Source organism: Ktedonobacter sp. SOSP1-52 (assembly GCF_016587395.1).
Window position 1 is genome coordinate 1,605,038 of the sequence record NZ_BNJH01000003.1, and the last position, 16,682, is coordinate 1,621,719.

The following is a 16,682-nucleotide window of genomic DNA, read 5'->3' on the forward strand; positions in this document are numbered from 1 at the left end:
GCCGCTGGTTTATTCCAGATCCGAAGCCCGCATTGTACCTGAACAACCAAAGAAGTATCCTTCAATTTTGCTGAGCGAGCATGTTGGCATGTAAGTGTTCAACCGTGGCGTGAGTCATATCGAGCTCGTGACAGTGAAGAAAGAAGACCGAGATCCCATACAACAAGGGTAACGAACCAACAAGCAAGAAGCAGACAAGGCAGAACAAGCGAAACAGAGTACGAGGTGGATGCCTTGGCGCTGAAGACCGATGAAGGACGCGGAGACCGGCGAAACATTCAGGGGGAGCTGCATCCAAGCGATGAGCCCTGAGAATCCGAATGGGGCAACCCCTCCAGAGTCATGTCTGGAGACCTATCGCTGAACACATAGGCGATATGGAGGATCGTGGGTGAACTGAAACATCTCAGTAGCCTGCGGAAGAGAAATCAACCGAGATTCCCGTAGTAGTGGCGAGCGAACCGGGACGAGCCCAAACCATCTATTCCTTGTGAATAGGCGGGGTTGTAGGACTTCTATCAACAGACATTTTCTTACTCGAAGGCATTGGAACGTGCCACCAGAGGGGGTGAGAGTCCCGTAGAGGACGAGAGAATGGCTGTGAGAAGTATCCTGAGTACCACGAGACACGTGCAATCTTGTGGGAAGCTGGGGGGACCACCCTCCAAGGCTAAAGAACTTCAGCGACCGATAGCGAACAAGTACCGTGAGGGAAAGGTGAAAAGTACCCCGAGAGGGGGATGAAAGAGTCCCTGAAACCACGTACTCACAAGCAGTCAGAGGCCACTGTTCCATGAGGAACCAAGGGCTGATGGCGTGCCTTTTGTAGAATGATCCGGCGAGTGCATCGCACGTTGCAGGTTAACCAGCGCTAAAGCTGGGGAGCCAGAGGGCAACCGAGTCTCAAATAGGCGTGTATGTAGCGGCGATGCGACCCGAAACCGTGTGAGCTACCCATGAGCAGAGTGAAGCGGATGTAACAGTCCGTCGAGGCTCGAACCCACCAGTGTTGCAAAACTGGGGGATGACTTGTGGGTAGGGGTGAAATGCTAATCGAACACGGAGATAGCTGGTTCTCCCCGAAATGTATTGAGGTACAGCCACCTGACACGACTATCCTGGAGGTAGAGCACTAGATAGGCTAGGGGCCCTGTGCGGGTTACCAACCCTACTTAAACTCCGAATGCCAGGACAGGATCCAGGTGAGTGAGACGGCGGGGGCTAAGCTTCGTCGTCAAAAGGGAAACAGCCCAGACCATCGGCTAAGGTCTCCAAATCGATGCTCAGTGTCAAAGGGGGTCAATGCGCCCAAACAGCCAGGATGTTGGCTTAGAAGCAGCCACCATTTAAAGAGTGCGTAATAGCTCACTGGTCGAGTGCAATGGCACCGACAACGTATCGAGGCTTAAGCATCGTACCGAAGCCGTGGAATATAGGACTACCTATATTGGTAGGGGAGCGTTCTCGACGCCTGAGAAGCCAGACCGCAAGGACTGGTGGAGGTAAGAGAAGTGAGAATGCCGGAATGAGTAGCGCAATGTCTGCGAGAACCAGACACACCGAATGCCTGAGGGTTCCTGGGCAACGTCAATCGTCCCAGGGTGAGTCGGGCCCTAAGCCGAGGGCGTCATGCCGTAGGCGATGGAAAGCAGGTCAGAGAATCCTGCACCGGAACGTTTCGTTATGAGCAATGGGGGGACGCGGTAGGGAAGGTGAGCCGATCGAATGGACAGGATCGGTGCCTCTGTTGAAGCGCGTGACCGAGGAAAATCCCGGACACAGATGCGTAACACGGAGGCCGAGCGCCCGCGAGGGTGCGGAAGTCATTGGTCCCCAGGCCGTCAAGAAAAGCCTCTCGCCAGAAATTGTTCCGCCCGTACCGCAAACCGACACTGGTAGGCAGGGGGAAATCTCCCCAGGTGATCGAGCGACCCTCTGTTAAGGAACTCGGCAAATTAACCCCGTACCTTTGGAAGAAGGGGTGCCTGCGTAGCTGCTTGTGCTTGCACAGGTGGTGAGAAGGTTGCAAGAAATCGGCTCAAGCGACTGTTTACCAAAAACACAGGTCTCTGCGAACGCGAAAGCGGAAGTATAGGGGCTGACTCCTGCCCAGTGCCGGAAGGTTACGAGGAGTGGTGTGCGTAGCCACGAATCTAAGCCCCGGTGAACGGCGGCCGTAACTATAACGGTCCTAAGGTAGCGAAATTCCTTGTCGGGTAAGTTCCGACCCGCACGAAAGGAGTAACGACTTGAGCGCTGTCTCGACAGAGGACTCGGCGAAATTGAAGTACCCGTGAAGATACGGGTTACCCACGACAGGACAAAAAGACCCCGTGGAGCTTTACTACAGTTTGGCCTGGAAACGAAGTATGGTGTGCGTAGCATAGGTGGGAGCCGGAGAGAGCAGGCTTGTGGGCTTGCAGGAGGCAGCAGTGAAATACCACTCTCACCATGGTTTGTGTCTCACACGTCACCGTGATCCGGGACGTGAACAGGGCCAGATGGGTAGTTTGACTGGGGCGGTCGCCTCCCAAAGAGTAACGGAGGCGCCCAAAGGTTCCCTCAGGGTGGATGGACATCACCCTCTGTAGAGTGTAAAGGCACAAGGGAGCTTGACTGTGAGGCTGACACGCCGAGCAGGGACGAAAGTCGGGCTTAGTGATCCCACATTCCCGTGTGGAAGGAGTGTGGCTCAACGGATAAAAGCTACCCCGGGGATAACAGGCTTATCTTGCCCAAGAGTTCACATCGACGGCAAGGTTTGGCACCTCGATGTCGGCTCGTCGCATCCTGGGGCTGGAGTAGGTCCCAAGGGTTGGGCTGTTCGCCCATGAAAGCGGCACGCGAGCTGGGTTCAGAACGTCGCGAGACAGTTCGGTCTCTATCCGTCGTGGGCGTCGGAAAAGTGAGGGGAGTCATCTTCAGTACGAGAGGACCGAGATGGCTTGACCGCTAGTGCGCCAGTTGGGGGGCCTCCTCCAGAGCTGGGTAGCTACGTCAAGAAGGGATAAGCGCTGAAAGCATCTAAGCGCGAAGCCGACCCGAAGATAACTTTTCCCACTCTCTAGAAGAGTCAAGATCCCAGGAAGAAGACCTGGTGGATAGGCTGCGCGTGGACGCCTGGTAACAGGTGGAGCGGAGCAGTACTAATGATCGTACGGCTTGTTTCCCAAGTATTTCTTCGCGAATGTGGTGAGTCCTTGTGGTGTGAGTGAGAGCGGTCTGAGATCAGACCTGAGCACGAGTGAGAGGACGAGCGGCACGGGGAGCAGGAGCAGGCCAGCGTGGCTCAGCAAAATTGAGGGAGTACTTCTTTGGCAGGTATTGACAAGAGCGTGATTTCATCAGCAGACACTTGATGGAGTCACGCTCTTTCTATTTTTGGTCTCAATTTATACAACAACCCTTCATAGGAAGATATGAGCGCCGCAGGCGAGAAGAGTCCTGGTTGCGCCAGGAGAAGATTTCCATTATGCTAATAGTTGAGTTCGAGGCGCTATAATGGGAATAGATCAGAGCCAAGGCTTGTTTTTAGAAGCGAGACCCAAAACCTCGTCGATAAATTACTTTCTCACTAAGGAGCTATCAGTGTCGGATACAACAACCTCTAATACAACCATTAAGATGTACAGCACTACCTGGTGTGGTGATTGCCGTATGGCGAAACGCTGGTTTGATTCGCATAGCATCGCCTATGAGGATATAAACATTGAAGAGGATGAGCAGGCCGCGGAATTTGTGGTCAAGGTCAACGGCGGTAAGCGTACTGTCCCAACCATTATCTTCCCTGATGGCTCGATCCTGGTTGAGCCGAGTGCTCGCGAGCTAGCGGCAAAGTTTGCTCAGTAGTAAGTACCCTGGCTCACATACGACCCTCATACGCATGTGTATGAGGGTTTTCTCTAAAAAAATCATCCCTTTCGCATCGAGAGTATGGTCCTCCTCCTGAGAAACATCTTATACCAAACAGTTGCACATCGGGTTTGGGTCAGTTCAGAGCCGTCATCTTCAAGTGTGCGTGCCTTACACAGGCTGTGCCCCGGGCGGTTGTAGCGGCGTCTGTCGCGGACGCGAAGCAAAGGCTCGAATAGCTGCAAGACCTCCGCCAATCACCGCAATAATACCCAGAATAATCGGCAGAAGAAGAACTCCAATGAGTGGGTTCAACAGCAAAATGATGGCAAAGATGGCATTCATGATGCCCAGGATAGCGAGGCTGGAACCGCCACCTCTGAACGCATGAATGTTCTGTGTTACCCCCATAACAAACGCATCTATTGCCAGAAAGATCACCAGCAATTTTGGCACTAAGATCGCGCTCAATAATGGATTCCGTAAAACGAGCAGACCTGCAACAACGCCTAAAACACCAGAGACAAGCTTCCACCCCCACAGCGTTCTATCAATGCAGAGGTTGGCAAAAGCAAGAACACCAGTTACCAACCAATAGACTCCTAAGAGTTGTACGAGCACAAGAAGCGTCGTTCCTGGCGAGATAAGAAGCAACAATCCCACAACAATCGCTGCAATCCCTGCGATCATGACAAACCACCAGGCACTATTGTTTGATGCTGTTGTTTCCATTATGGATGAAAAACGTGAACGCATGGTTACCTCCTCATTTCCGTTCCTCCCTCCAGTATAAGGTGACGGAAAAAGCCCTGGAATGGAGCACAAGAAGCGCTGAAGCACGGTGGGTGGAATTCCTCTCGTGTGTGACCCGTTTCTTTGGACCACAAACCGGTAGTGTCAGAGTTCAGAAGAAAACTTGATCTGGAAATCGCTGGGGAGGTATGCTGAGAACAACAACCCATCTGATGAGAGTGATGTATGAACTGCTCCCACTGCGACTCAGCTACCGCAGAAGAACAAAAGCAGAAGACAGCGCTCGGTTATCGGATGTTCCGCTGCTCAATTTGTCAGCAACGCTTCAACGAACGGACAGGAACGCCGTTCAACTTTCTGGAATATGCCACCGATGTTGTTCTTTTGGTTATCCTGTGGCGACTCCGGTACACGTTGAGTCTGCGAGATCTCGCCGAGATGTTTCTCGGGCGAGGATGGGTATTCTCTTATAAAGACTGTTCGGGAGTGGGAAAGGCGGTTTGCTCCACTCATTGCAGAGCAATTGCGGGCGAAACGACACGGATAAGCGGGGCAGTCGTGGTATGTAGATGAAACGTACGTCAGGGTCAAGGGGAAATGGTGTTCTCTCTATCGCGCTATTGATGCAGATGGCACCTTGGTGGATTCCCGCTTGAGCGAGAAACGGGACATGGAGGCAGCCCAACTGTTTTTCAAGCAAGCTCTCGCCGTTGTTGGTCATGCTCCGGAACGGGTACCAACGGACGGACATGCCTCCTACCCACGAGCAGTGCGTGAAACGCTGGGTGGACATGTACTTCATCAAACCAATAAGCCCCTCAATAATCACGTGGAGCAAGAGCATCGAGGAATCAAGCAATGGTATTATCCCATGCGTGGCTTCGGAAACTTCAATTCAGCAGTTCGTTTCTGTCGTGCTTTTGACGAATTACGGAGCTCTCTTCATCCTCGTACCAAGATGGGAGAACCAATCCCACACTCAGAGCGGTGAAAAGCTTTCCTCGATTGGCTTGCAGCTTTGAAGGCATCGATACAGGTTTCCTCCCGGTGAGAGGCAGCATATCGAGGCATTCTATTCAATCTGATTCGTTTCTGTTTTCTCAGTTCTGACAGAACCGTTGCGACTTCTGCTTTATTGCCGCTGTGCTAGGGCTTGGAACAAAAAAGGCTTCGCCCCCGCCTGAAAGTCTAAGAACGGGTACAACTGCTTTGCAATCCCTTCAAACACGAGGAGCGAAAGAATTGCCATGGTGAAGTTGATGGAACCACACAATCCGAAGCGCCTTTCAATATCGAATATCTGAGCGGCAAAGGGCGCTACCTGCAATGAATCCTGTATCCAAGTTGCTACTGTCAATATATCCTTCAGAGAGGGCAGGCGAGTTGTATGACATTCACCTCATGGCATGTCACCCCGGTCTGAGAAGGAGACATCCCATCTCATTGGTGATAAACAGGTGCGAGGGAAAAAACACGCGATGGTTTAGAATCATTGTGCGGCGCCCTATCGCGTCCCGTTCAGAAGAGCGAGAGCAGAAGAACAGCGTGATCACAACCATCCCTTTTGTTCGGCCAGGTGTGCCGCCTCCATCCGATTGCGTGCCCCCAATTTCTGTATGGCTGCGGAAAGGTGATTGCGCACCGTTCCTTCGGATAAAGAAAGGCGTGCAGCGATCTCTGCATGACTGAGGCCAGGAAGGGCAGCGGCGAGCACCTCCCGCTCTCGATGGGTCAAGGGATTGTTTCCCTCCGAAAGCGCCAGCAAGGCTAGTTCGGGATCAACGACTCGTTCCCCCTGCATCACCCGCCGCAGGGCGGAAGCCAGTTCGGAGGCTGGGGCATCTTTGAGTAGAAAGCCGACTGCCCCGCTCTCCATCGCCCGGCGCAGATAGCCGCTACGCCCAAAGGTAGTCAGGATCACTACGCGGCAGGATGGCAACGCCGTGCGCAACGCGTGGGAAGCTTCGAGTCCGTTTTCCCCAGGCATTTCAATATCCAGCAGCGCCACATTTGGGAGAGCCGTCAGAGCTGCTTCGACGACCGTATCCCCCCGCGCCACTTCCGCGACGACCTCGATATCTGGTTCTCGACTCAGTAACGCTGCCAGTGCCCCACGCACCATCGCCTGATCTTCTGCCAATAACACACGGATCATGATCGTTCCTCCGGTATCGCTGTCACTCCCACCTGGGGCTGCATCGGCAGTTCCACATGTAAGCGAAAATGTGGCTCGCCTTCCAGCAGAAGTGGACCAGCTTCCATCGTTCCTCCCAGTCTACTCACCCGTTCCCGCAGGCCAAGTAGCCCACTCCCCTGGCCGATGCGTTGCGTGTCAGCATCTGCTGTCCCTTCCCTATCGTTGAGCATCTCCACCCCAATCCACCCCTGAACCCGCGTGAACCGCAGCAGACAGTGTCGTGCCCGGCTGTGACGGATGACGTTGGTGACCCCTTCCCTCACCGTCCACGCCAGGACCGCATCGAGTGGCTGGGGAAGCTCTCCATGAAGCTGCTCGACGGAATACTCGATCCCCGCTGCTTCGAGCAGTTGTTGTGCCCCGTCTAATTCGCTCACAAGTCGCGGTTGCCGGTAGCCCGCGACGGTCTTGCGAACTTCGCGTAGCGTCATCCGCCCGACCTGTTCAATCTCAGCGAGTTCCTGGGCACAGCGGGCGGGATCTTCCGTGATCAGGCCACGGGCCAGTTCACTCTTCAGGGTAATCATCGAGAGCCTTTGTCCCAGCAGATCATGCAAATCCCGCGCCAGGCGCAGGCGCTCTTCCTCCACTTTTAGGCGAGCAAGTGCTCGGCGCGCCGTATGCAGTTCTCGAAGGGCGCTGCCCAGACGGGATACGCCAATCATATCCAGGCCCAGTCCTCGCACCAGCAGCATCAGCGCGATGAGCCACCACCAATTGATCTCTGCCACGTCTCTATGGGTGAAGATAGTGATGAGGAGCGGCAACAGAGTTAAGAGCACGACGACCACCCCCGCCCGGCGCATGGGGAGCACCACTCCAGCCATGGCACTCACCCCGAGAAAGGGCCAGAGCCAGGCAGGATCATCAAGGTGGCTGAACACGGTGACCTGGAGGCCGAGCGTAACCAACAGGAGTACCGACAAATGGGATCGGCCACGGGTTTGCACTCCCCGGCTCGTGGGATGCGGCCACATGATCCAGGTATAACTGATCGCAAAAAAGAGCAGGGCCGTGCCGCCCACAGCGAGACGAAGCCAGGCATCTGGTTTGCGTACCAAAGAAATCAGAGGAAAGGACAGACAAATCAGCAGCCAGAAGTGCTGATAGAGCCGCCAGATGGGGATGGTGACGCCACTCTCCCTCATCACTTCATCGTTGGTCTCGACTTCCTCCTGGCTTATATTTCCCTTTGCTCGCCACTGATTCTCGTCTCGTACTCGCATAACAGGACCCTTTCTTTTGGGCGCCACAAATGATGTCACTGGGCATCCGCTCCCATTTTACCACCGCTGTTTTGCCCGGCCCACCCTCCATGACGGACTCGACGAAGCGCACCCACGCATCGATCAGTTCCTGTTGCTGCTCAGGCTTCGTCTCAAAGACATTGATCAACGTTACTAGCTGACCCTCTCGGGAAATACGCATCTGTTTCCTCCTCTCGTAGAGCTCTTCTCGCGCTTTGATTCCAGCTCTCACCCAGTCAGCCTGACCCTCGCTTGTCTCTCAGCTAGCTTGAGTTGGCTGCGAAAGAGAAACACGTCTCCAAGAATTCCAGGGTATGGACTTAGTGGTGCTGGAGCCATGCTTCCCAGCTGATTGTACCAGTCGCCTGTTGGGGGCAGGTATTGCCACCCTGGCGCAGGCCGCGGGCGGTTTTGCCAGGCAGGAAGATCGGGAGAATGACACGGTGCATCCCATGTTGCTTGAGCCAGATCCGCGCCAGCTCTCCCGAGGTGTAGACCTGCGGGCCACCCATATCTGGCAGGCGACCGGAGGGGCCAGCCTGGACGATCTCACAGAGATGCCCGGCCACTTCCTCCTCGGCCACCGGTTGCAGCAACAGGTCAGTCGGCACAAGCGCCACCAGAGGAAGCCTGGTTAGCGTGTGCAGCACGAGCTCGATGAGGTAATGAAACTGGGTCGCTCTCAGGATGGACCAGGAAATACCGCTGTGCTCGATGAGATCTTCGCAGGCGAGCTTGACTTTGCCATAGTTATATGGAACCCGATCAATGCCCACAATCGAAATGTAGACCACATGCGAGACACCCGCCTGGCGGGCAGCATCCAGCAGGCGGCGCGTGCCTTCGAAATCGACCTGCCAGGTCCCTTGGCCGGCAGTATGGACCACCACATCTATACCCTGGACGGCGCGAGAGAGGCCCTCGCCAGTCACCAGATCCGCCTGCTTCCACTCAGCGCCGGGCCAATCCTCTCCCGGGCTGGCCCGGCGACTCATCCCACGCACCCGATAGCCTGCGGCGCTCAAGTGCTTTACCACCAGGCGGCCCAGTCTTCCCGCACCGCCGGTCACCAGAATATGTTGCATCGTTTTTCCTTCCATGTTTCTGTGTACTTTGCATGCTGCGCATACATGTATCGGGCCTCCTGCGGCGTGTGACGACCTTTCAACAAACATAAACTCAGAGCCGCGACACTTGAGACGCAGTCTCGGGCTTCGCCTCGCTGCGCTTGAGCGTCCTGTAGCGCGCGCCGAATGCGCCCGTCAGCACGATAGCGCCGATGCCGGCCAGCAGATGCAGCGCCTGGATCAGCCAGTGCAGATTCCCGACGAGTAGCTTGAATTGCAACTCGCCAAAGATTAGCAGGATGATGGCGTAGACGATCCCGACCATGCCCCAGATGCGCAGTCCCCTGGCGGTGAGTGCGATGATGCTCATCACCAGCAGCCCCAGGGTGACAAGCAGGCCGAAGAACATATGAATGTCAGTCAGGTCAATGTTGGCGATCCAGATTACCAAGCCAAGCACCAGGGCACATAGCCCGGCAAGACCAACGATGATCTGTAGAATACGTGCAGTCATAACGACCATAAAACCTCCTCTTCATCTCTGTAACTTGATTGTTTTGGCTGCCTTTCCCCTACAAGCGGGAGCGATGTTCGGTCCATCTTCTCCAGAGGGACCACGAGCGTGCCGGAACTAGGCTGGTTCTCATCGTTCGATGGCAATCCGTGGTTCTGCTTCCTCTGACTCCTGTCGTGAGTCCCGCAAGGATATGTACAACGAGTGGCAGGAAGAAGGAGAGCGAAAATAATCGATCATGCTTCACGCCTCCTTTGCCTTGCTCCATTTCGCTGCTTGCATCAATTCCTACACAGGAGTGTACCCGCATCCGAAGAGGAGGGGAAGTGAAATTCATCCAGATTTGACCATGACAAAGATCACGGGTTGGGGAGCGAGGACGTGTCGCGCGATGAGCACACGTCCTTGGGAGATGAGGTACAGGAGCGTTTCCTGCGATAACTCCTGTCCTGTAAAAAAACGGGGACGAGAGGCAAGTTTCTATTCCTGCACGTATCGGTGCTGTTATCACCCCGGCTTCGCCTCCGGTCCCCGATATCGCAGTGGTGCTCGGCTTTCGCTCGAGGAGAAGGTCGAGAGCGCACCAGGTGACATCCGCGCTTCTTTCCAGTTAAGGAGCCATGGTGTGTTTCTTGCTCACCGACTGGATACCGTTTCGGGGCCATAACATTTTTTCGCACCATTTTCCTTGCCTACGTGAAGATCATCCTCAATAACTAAAATAGTTGTGGCTGCTTGCATCTTCGCCTGTTTTTCAACCATGGAAAGATGGTGCATCGCTTGTTGCCTCTCCTCTGCTAGAAAGGTGTCATTTCTCTTCAAAATATACTACGACGCTGGTATAACACCAAGGGAACGACCACCTCTCTATCCTCGAAAGGCCGATGAATAGAGCTACGCTCTCGCTATATGTCTGGCTCTTCGCCTTGGAGTACCTTCTGGACCGCATATCCCTTAGCACGGTAGAAGCGTTCCCAGAGATGCTTTTGCTCTTCGAATGTGACCCGGTTTGGTGGAGACTGAGAAGCAAGAGGATGATGTGCCAAGAAGAAAAATACCAATTGAAAAGGTAATCTCTTGATCTCCCGCTTCACAGTTTCCATCAAAACGGATTAATCTCAGTTGCACCGGAGAAGGGCAATGGGAGTAGCACTGCGGATGAGCAGTGAGCAACGAGCACAATTGTCACTGATTCTGTTGCGTGGTGCTGAAGCTGTTGGGTATCGAGGAAATGTTTGGACCGGCCAGCGGGTAGCTGAGGTGATCAAAGGTGTCTTTGGCATCAGCTATCATGCGGATCATTGCAGTCGCATCCTGAGGCAGATCGGTTGGAGTGTGCAAAAACCGATCGAGCGACCCAACGCAATGAGGAAGCCATCAAACACTGGAAAGAGCAGCAGTGGCCTGCTCTTCAAAAAAAACGGAAGTTGAGAAGCGAACCATTATTTTTGTAGACGAATCAGGCTTTTACTTCCTGCCAATGGCGGTACGTACGTATGCACCTCGGGGCCAGACGCCTGTCCTGCGTGTCAAGCTGACACGCGATCACCTTTCCGCCATTGGAGGAATCACCGAGGAAGGACGGATCTTTATGCAAGTGCAAGAGCGGGCGTATCGATCCGAGGACGTGGTGAGGTTTTTACGTCTGCTGCTGCGCAAAGTTTCAGGCAAATTGCTCGTGATTTGGGATGGTTCTCCTATCCATCGGGCAGAGCTGATCAAGCAATTTCTCAGATCCAAAGAAGGCAAGCGTTTGCATTTGGAGTGCCTGCCTGGCTACGCGCCTGATCTTAATCCGCAGGAGCAGGTCTGGAATTTGCTCAAACGGCGCGAATTGAAAAATCTCTGTTGCCGGGATCTTGCTCATTTAGGCCAAGAACTGGTGCGCGCGAAAGAACGCCTTCGCCATCGGAGAGAGAGCCTTCAACGCTGTTTTACTCACGCGTTAGGAGCAGAAGAGAAAGAGATGCAGAGATGAATCTTCCCCTCCTTTTTTTGCTTCATCACCGGAGCTCGCAGATGTAGGATATGGCTGGCTTGCCGTTGAGCGTTAACTCACCGACGGCGACGAATCCGTTGTGTTCAAGCACCTTGCGCGAGGCCGGATTGTCTAACGTGACCCTCGCGCGCAGCTTGGTGAGTCCGTACTCTGTGGCAGCGAGCTCGCGCACCTTGCGCACCGCCGCTGTGGCCAGTCCCTGCCCCGCGGCCTTCTGCGCGATCCGGTATCCCAGTTCCGCCGACCCGCCTGCCACTTCGGCCAGGTTCACCCGCCCCACCACCTCGCCGCCCTCGGCCACCAGCAGGTGGAAGTAATCCGTCCCGGCGGCCTGCAGCGCGAGCAGTTGCGCATGCCGCATGTCGAACTCAGTAAAGAACTCGTCCCCCCGATCCGGTATCACCGCCGCGAAGTAGGCCCGATTCTCCCGCTCGAACGCAAGCAGGGCAGGCGCGTGGTCGAGGCGGACCAACTGAAGGTCTGGCATGGGAAGTTGGAGGCGCGGTGTCGATTCCGACCCAGTTCCCCTGTCCTCCTTCGATTCCGTGGGCGCGGGTTTCCCGCCCACGGCTTGCCTCCCGAGAAAGGAACATTCACCGACTTCTGGTGCGTTTCGTTCGTCTCGTTCTTCCATGTGTTTCTCCCTTTGCTCAATGCTGAATTGTAAATCCCAGGATGAAATAGCTCGCCCTCACTTTGCGTGAAAGCTCTAGTGTGCGTCAAGAAACCACGACCATGACGAGACTTCACAACGGCTTTCCTTGGATAGTTCTGCTTTGCTCATTGCTTCAGTTTATCAGGTTCACCAATCTTTGTCGAGGTCAGTAATAGAATAAAATAGAAAGGATGTTTCTTTGTACATACGACATAATAGGATCAATGCACATTATGCATGAGATGGAACTGTGCCAGGGGGCTGATATCTCACCTTGATCAGGTACACGATCAGATGGGCCGCCTCCCGCCTCTCCAACACTATGTGGCTTGTGGAATAGGAGCAAGACCTATGATGGCTCATAGCGGTGATTTTTTTGACCAGCATGCATCTGCCTCATCTTCATTCCGGCAGATCTCGCCCACGCATCTCCGCTCATTTTTAGATATTTCACCGGATGCACTCTTGTTGGTTAATCAGTCCGGAACGATTGTTATGCTCAATGAGCAAACGGCCGCGCTCTTCGGGTATGCAGAGAAAGAGCTCTTTGGCGCGCCGCTTGAAATACTCCTCCCACCGCGCATTCGTGAAGCTTATCTCCGTCATCAACAGCAGTATTTCGCCGCTCCGTATGCTCGTTCCATGGGGGCTGGATTGGAACTCTATGGCCAGCGTAAAAATGGCGCGGAATTTCCGGTTGATGTCAGCCTGCGTCCGCTCCTATTGGATGGAGAGCTTCATATTCTGGGAGCCATTCGTGATGTGACCGCACAACGGGTAACCGAACGCAACTATGCGGTACAAGCACAGCGTCTCAGCCTCTTGACGGATCTGATGAACCTTGCTGCCGATGCAATCCTCATGAGTGACCCCATGAGCCGCATTATCTTCTGGAATCATGGAGCCGAGCGACTCTATGGTTGGAGTGAACAAGAAGCCTTAGGGAGAATCTCCCATACTTTGCTCGAGACACGTTACCCTCAGAGTCGTGCCGTCACTGGTACCATACTCGAGCAACAAGGGCAGTGGGAAGGAGAACTGACCCATACGTGCCATGATGGGCGCAAGGTCCTGGTTGAGAGCCGCCAAGCATTAATACGCGATAACCAGGGAGAGCCCCTGGCCATTTTGGAGGTAAATCGCGATATTACCGAGCGTCACACACGAGAGCAAATGGAGCGAGCCTACTGTGAGGAAACTGTTGGACGAGAAACGCTCTTTCATCAGATACTTGATAGTTTGCCATGTGTCGTCTTTCTGGTCGCGGGTACTGATGCCCGCATGCTCTTTGCCAATCGTGCTGCTTATCAGGTGTGGGGCGTACCATGGATGTTCCAGCAGCCCTTGGGTGAGTTTTTCACCACCAATGGCATTACGCTCCTGAATGCTCAGGGACGCCCCCTCTCAGTGGAACACTATGCCACTTTGCGCGCAATCAGAACTGGCGAGCCCGTGCGCGACTTTCAGACGATGATTCTCCCTGATGAGAGGATGCTTCCCATCCAGGTCTATGCAGAACCTTTCTCGCCCCCTCAGAGCGCGGGCATACCTGCTTCCGAGCCAGTCGTGCTGGTCACGTATGAGGATGTCACTGTGCTCAAAGAGGCTGAGAAACTCAAGGACGAGTTTGTGGGCATTGCAGCACACGAACTACGAACCCCTCTTACGGTCCTATCGGGCTATGTGGATATACTGCTGAGGCAGACGTCGCGAGAAGGGACATCACCGCTCTCAGAACGGCAGCAGAAAGCGGTTACAGCAATCAAAGAGGCAACCCTGCGACTCTCCACGCTGACCGGAGATTTACTCGATGTCACGCGCCTGCAAGCAGGACGGCTGGTCTTGAAGTGCTGTTCGACCAACATCGTTCCGCTCGTGCGGCGGGTTGCCTCGTATTGCCAGCAGACCACGGAGAAACATCGCATCGAGGTTTCCACAGCGAGGGAAAGAGCGATAGTAATCGTTGATGAGTCTCGCTTGGAACAAATCCTGACCAATCTTATTGACAATGCGATCAAATATAGTCCCCAGGGGGGGCCAGTTCTTATTTCTATCGAGGAGGATCTTCTGCATCGGCAGATCCAGATTAAGGTGCAGGATCGAGGAATTGGTATTCCGCAACACCAGCATGGGCGGATCTTTGGGCGTTTTATGCGCGCGGAGAATGCCCTGGCCTGGGAGATCTCGGGGACCGGACTGGGCCTCTACCTCTGCTCTGAGCTTGTCGAATTGATGGGGGGGCATATCTGGTTTGACTCACAGGAAGGAGTAGGCTCTACCTTTTTTGTGTCTTTTCCTATGAGTGAAGGATCAGAGGAGTGGCCCTAGAGACATCATACTGGGGCAGGGTTATTACTGAGCTCAAACCACTTTTGATGATGAGACTAGAATGTATAAGCAACCGGACAAACGAATCTTGAAAATCTGCGCTCAACGAAGCAGAAGTCAGCCACAGTGAGGTTTATGCAGCATGTTAATGAAATTTAACAACCAAGATAGGAAATCAAATGGCAGCACGAAGCAGCTTGAAAAAGTTACCAGCTTTGGTTGTTAAATTTCATTAACATGCTTTGCCGCTCGGATATTTCCCTCATCATCAAAAGTGCGGATGAGCCAGTTTGCGCTCTCACTGCGCAATGTTGATGTTTATTCATCCCGCTCTGCAAGCTGTGTATCACACTGCTTCTTTGACAGCTTATAGGGCTGAATTAGTGGATAAAATGGATGTATCAGGATAGAATGGACAGGGGGTTTGAGCGTAGCGAGGGACGTGAGCGACGTTGGTAGCAAGGAGTATCCTTGTAGGAGAGCAGCAAAGGGAGATGTCTGCTTGATTATCTACTCATGATAGAGCCTTGTTGGTTCTACCAGAAGCATGTTCCGATTCTTGCTAAGTGACGCAACATCCCGCAAAAAGCCTGGTGAACCGTAGCATCTCTTTACCTGGGAGCGCCAGGCAAAAACTGAGATCGAGAATTTGACCCAAGAACTACAACGGAATAAATGTGTCTGGATCTCATGCAACACGCGGCACATATAGGTATATTTGAGTGGGATATCTTAACGAGTGCCATTGTCTGGACGTAAGATGAGTTCATGGGCATTGTGAGGCATGAGTTACGAACACCAGTGACCAACCTGAAGGTATTTGGTCAGGTGTTGCAAAACAGATTTCAAAAAGCCGGTGACCAGAAATCTATAGATCTCTTGAAGAAGTACGATTCCTGGTATCGGGCTGGGGTTATATCTCTTCGCTGAAATCATTAAGCGCCATGGGGGGCATATGTGGCTGGAGAGCAAGCCTGAGCAGGGACCAACATTCTATTTCAGCTTACCCCTGGTAAGAGAGCAGGAGCAAGCGAGCGATTTTTCTACGGAGAAGGAGCCTCAGCATGATTGAGCCGAAACGAATTGTCATTGCAGATGATGATCGGTTTATTCTTGAAGCGATGACTATGATCCTGGAGGACGAGGGGTATATCGTGGAGACGGTGCGCAATGGCGCGGAGGTTGAGAAGCACCTGGATGCAGGGGTGGGCGTTCTGCTACTAGACGTTAGAATGTCGGGCATGGATGGAAGTGAGTTGTGTAAACATTTCAAGAGCCAACCAGCAACCAGGCATATTCCGGTTATCCTCTTTTCGGCCAATAGAGAAACGCAACATATGGCCCAGGAGGCGGGGGCGGATGATTTTCTCGTCAAGCCATTTGAGTTGAGCTTATTGCTGGAAAAGTTGCAGCAATATATGTAGACGATGCAGTGAGTGGTTTTGTGTTTGACTTCTCGTGCCTGTGGTGCTCGCCCTGGTGAGGAGTGCACATTAACAGGCTGCGGCTGTCAATGTGCACCACACCACCTATGAGCTTAGAGAGTGCTCCAGTAATCGGCGGCCTCATCAGCATTTTGTTCTACGTTAGGCGAAGCCGCGATAATGTTTTCGCCTCCCTGTTGCAGGGCACGCATTCTACCGGTGACCTGGTTTTGTGAGGCGAAGGAGCCGTTGGTGGGCATCTGCTGTGGATAGCGTGGCGCTGTCCCAGCTCCAGGCATGGACGTAGGGTTCGATGCTGGTGTGAATATCGCAGGCGATGCTGGCGCTGGCGGCGTGGCACGCGGTGCTGTGGGTGTGGTCTGGGGCGCCACTTCCCGGGCAGGGCTATTCTCAACCTCCGCGGGGAGCGCGATGGCTGGAACACGAACTACCGGTTGAACGATGCCTTTGTTCATCATCTCGTAATATTCAGTCAGACGCAAGGCGATCAATTGACCTGGCTGGTCAATCATATGATGTTTTAAGGCATCCTGCCTCAGTGCCTCTAATGCAGTCGAATCCTTGAGCAGGCTCACTGTGAAGTGAATAAACTTGTCTGACGAATTCTGTGTCATAGCTAAAACCC

Annotated in this window: 16 protein-coding genes, 1 rRNA gene and 1 pseudogene; 9 read left to right on the plus strand and 9 right to left on the minus strand. The window is 53.7% G+C overall.

The window, feature by feature from the left end; all coding sequences use genetic code 11:
• Window positions 1–202 precede the first annotated feature (202 nt).
• A 23S ribosomal RNA gene (locus JMJ16_RS32270) occupies window positions 203–3,170 on the plus strand.
• 454 nt (window positions 3,171–3,624) lie between these two features.
• Window positions 3,625–3,849 (plus strand): mycoredoxin, encoded by a 225-nt coding sequence (locus JMJ16_RS32275; protein ID WP_374226796.1) that lies wholly within the window; start codon window positions 3,625–3,627, stop codon window positions 3,847–3,849.
• A 174-nt stretch (window positions 3,850–4,023) separates the two neighbouring features.
• On the opposite strand, the gene JMJ16_RS32280 is transcribed toward JMJ16_RS32275, so the two are convergent.
• Complete coding sequence (locus tag JMJ16_RS32280; RefSeq protein ID WP_201388294.1) at window positions 4,024–4,608, minus strand: HdeD family acid-resistance protein; 585 nt, start codon at window positions 4,606–4,608, stop codon at window positions 4,024–4,026.
• A gap of 222 nt (window positions 4,609–4,830) precedes the next feature.
• Between JMJ16_RS32280 and JMJ16_RS32285 the strand changes: the two are divergent.
• A pseudogene (locus JMJ16_RS32285) lies at window positions 4,831–5,596 on the plus strand (IS6 family transposase).
• A gap of 141 nt (window positions 5,597–5,737) precedes the next feature.
• On the opposite strand, the gene JMJ16_RS32290 reads toward JMJ16_RS32285, so the two are convergent.
• From JMJ16_RS32290 to JMJ16_RS32315, 6 genes are all read right to left on the minus strand, one after another.
• Window positions 5,738–5,962, minus strand: a complete 225-nt coding sequence (locus JMJ16_RS32290) for a hypothetical protein (RefSeq protein WP_201388296.1) — start codon at window positions 5,960–5,962, stop codon at window positions 5,738–5,740.
• 192 nt (window positions 5,963–6,154) lie between these two features.
• Window positions 6,155–6,760, minus strand: coding sequence for a response regulator transcription factor (locus tag JMJ16_RS32295; RefSeq protein WP_201388298.1), 606 nt, complete (start codon window positions 6,758–6,760; stop codon window positions 6,155–6,157).
• Window positions 6,757–8,028 carry a sensor histidine kinase gene (locus JMJ16_RS32300; RefSeq protein WP_201388300.1) on the minus strand — a complete coding sequence of 424 codons (1,272 nt, stop codon included), beginning with the start codon at window positions 8,026–8,028 and terminating at the stop codon, window positions 6,757–6,759. The genes JMJ16_RS32295 and JMJ16_RS32300 overlap by 4 nt, the downstream gene beginning before the upstream one ends.
• A complete protein-coding gene (locus tag JMJ16_RS32305) occupies window positions 7,955–8,230 on the minus strand; it encodes a hypothetical protein (RefSeq protein ID WP_201388302.1) in 276 nt (91 codons plus the stop codon). The genes JMJ16_RS32300 and JMJ16_RS32305 overlap by 74 nt, the downstream gene beginning before the upstream one ends.
• A 139-nt stretch (window positions 8,231–8,369) precedes the next feature.
• Window positions 8,370–9,134 (minus strand): SDR family oxidoreductase, encoded by a 765-nt coding sequence (locus JMJ16_RS32310; RefSeq protein ID WP_201388303.1) that lies wholly within the window; start codon window positions 9,132–9,134, stop codon window positions 8,370–8,372.
• 94 nt (window positions 9,135–9,228) lie between these two features.
• Window positions 9,229–9,630 (minus strand): hypothetical protein, encoded by a 402-nt coding sequence (locus JMJ16_RS32315; protein WP_236601763.1) that lies wholly within the window; start codon window positions 9,628–9,630, stop codon window positions 9,229–9,231.
• Between the two features lie 1,140 nt (window positions 9,631–10,770).
• Here JMJ16_RS32315 and JMJ16_RS32320 point away from each other — a divergent pair.
• Window positions 10,771–11,061 carry a winged helix-turn-helix domain-containing protein gene (locus tag JMJ16_RS32320; RefSeq protein WP_201388307.1) on the plus strand — a complete coding sequence of 97 codons (291 nt, stop codon included), beginning with the start codon at window positions 10,771–10,773 and terminating at the stop codon, window positions 11,059–11,061.
• Entirely contained in the window at window positions 11,030–11,608 is a 579-nt protein-coding gene (locus tag JMJ16_RS32325; RefSeq protein ID WP_201388309.1) for an IS630 family transposase, read from the plus strand. Before JMJ16_RS32320 ends, JMJ16_RS32325 begins: the two co-directional genes overlap by 32 nt.
• Window positions 11,609–11,633: 25 nt before the next feature.
• Here JMJ16_RS32325 and JMJ16_RS32330 read toward each other — a convergent pair whose 3' ends face one another.
• A complete protein-coding gene (locus JMJ16_RS32330; protein WP_236601847.1) occupies window positions 11,634–12,101 on the minus strand; it encodes a GNAT family N-acetyltransferase in 468 nt (155 codons plus the stop codon).
• Between JMJ16_RS32330 and JMJ16_RS54720 the strand changes: the two genes are divergently transcribed.
• The 4 genes from JMJ16_RS54720 to JMJ16_RS32345 all read left to right on the plus strand — a co-directional run bounded on the left by JMJ16_RS54720 (window position 11,982) and on the right by JMJ16_RS32345 (window position 16,036).
• Window positions 11,982–12,296, plus strand: coding sequence for a hypothetical protein (locus JMJ16_RS54720; RefSeq protein WP_236601865.1), 315 nt, complete (start codon window positions 11,982–11,984; stop codon window positions 12,294–12,296). The two genes, JMJ16_RS32330 and JMJ16_RS54720, sit on opposite strands and share 120 nt — an antisense overlap.
• Window positions 12,297–12,635: 339 nt before the next feature.
• A complete protein-coding gene (locus JMJ16_RS32335; protein WP_201388311.1) occupies window positions 12,636–14,612 on the plus strand; it encodes a PAS domain-containing sensor histidine kinase in 1,977 nt (658 codons plus the stop codon).
• Window positions 14,613–15,513: 901 nt separating this feature from the next.
• A complete protein-coding gene (locus JMJ16_RS57360) occupies window positions 15,514–15,684 on the plus strand; it encodes an ATP-binding protein (RefSeq protein WP_374229131.1) in 171 nt (56 codons plus the stop codon).
• Complete coding sequence (locus JMJ16_RS32345; protein WP_201388313.1) at window positions 15,677–16,036, plus strand: response regulator; 360 nt, start codon at window positions 15,677–15,679, stop codon at window positions 16,034–16,036. Before JMJ16_RS57360 ends, JMJ16_RS32345 begins: the two co-directional genes overlap by 8 nt.
• A 113-nt stretch (window positions 16,037–16,149) precedes the next feature.
• On the opposite strand, the gene JMJ16_RS32350 is transcribed toward JMJ16_RS32345, so the two are convergent.
• On the minus strand, window positions 16,150–16,671 hold the full coding sequence (locus JMJ16_RS32350) for a hypothetical protein (RefSeq protein WP_201378272.1): 522 nt from the start codon (window positions 16,669–16,671) through the stop codon (window positions 16,150–16,152).
• Window positions 16,672–16,682: the final 11 nt, after the last annotated feature.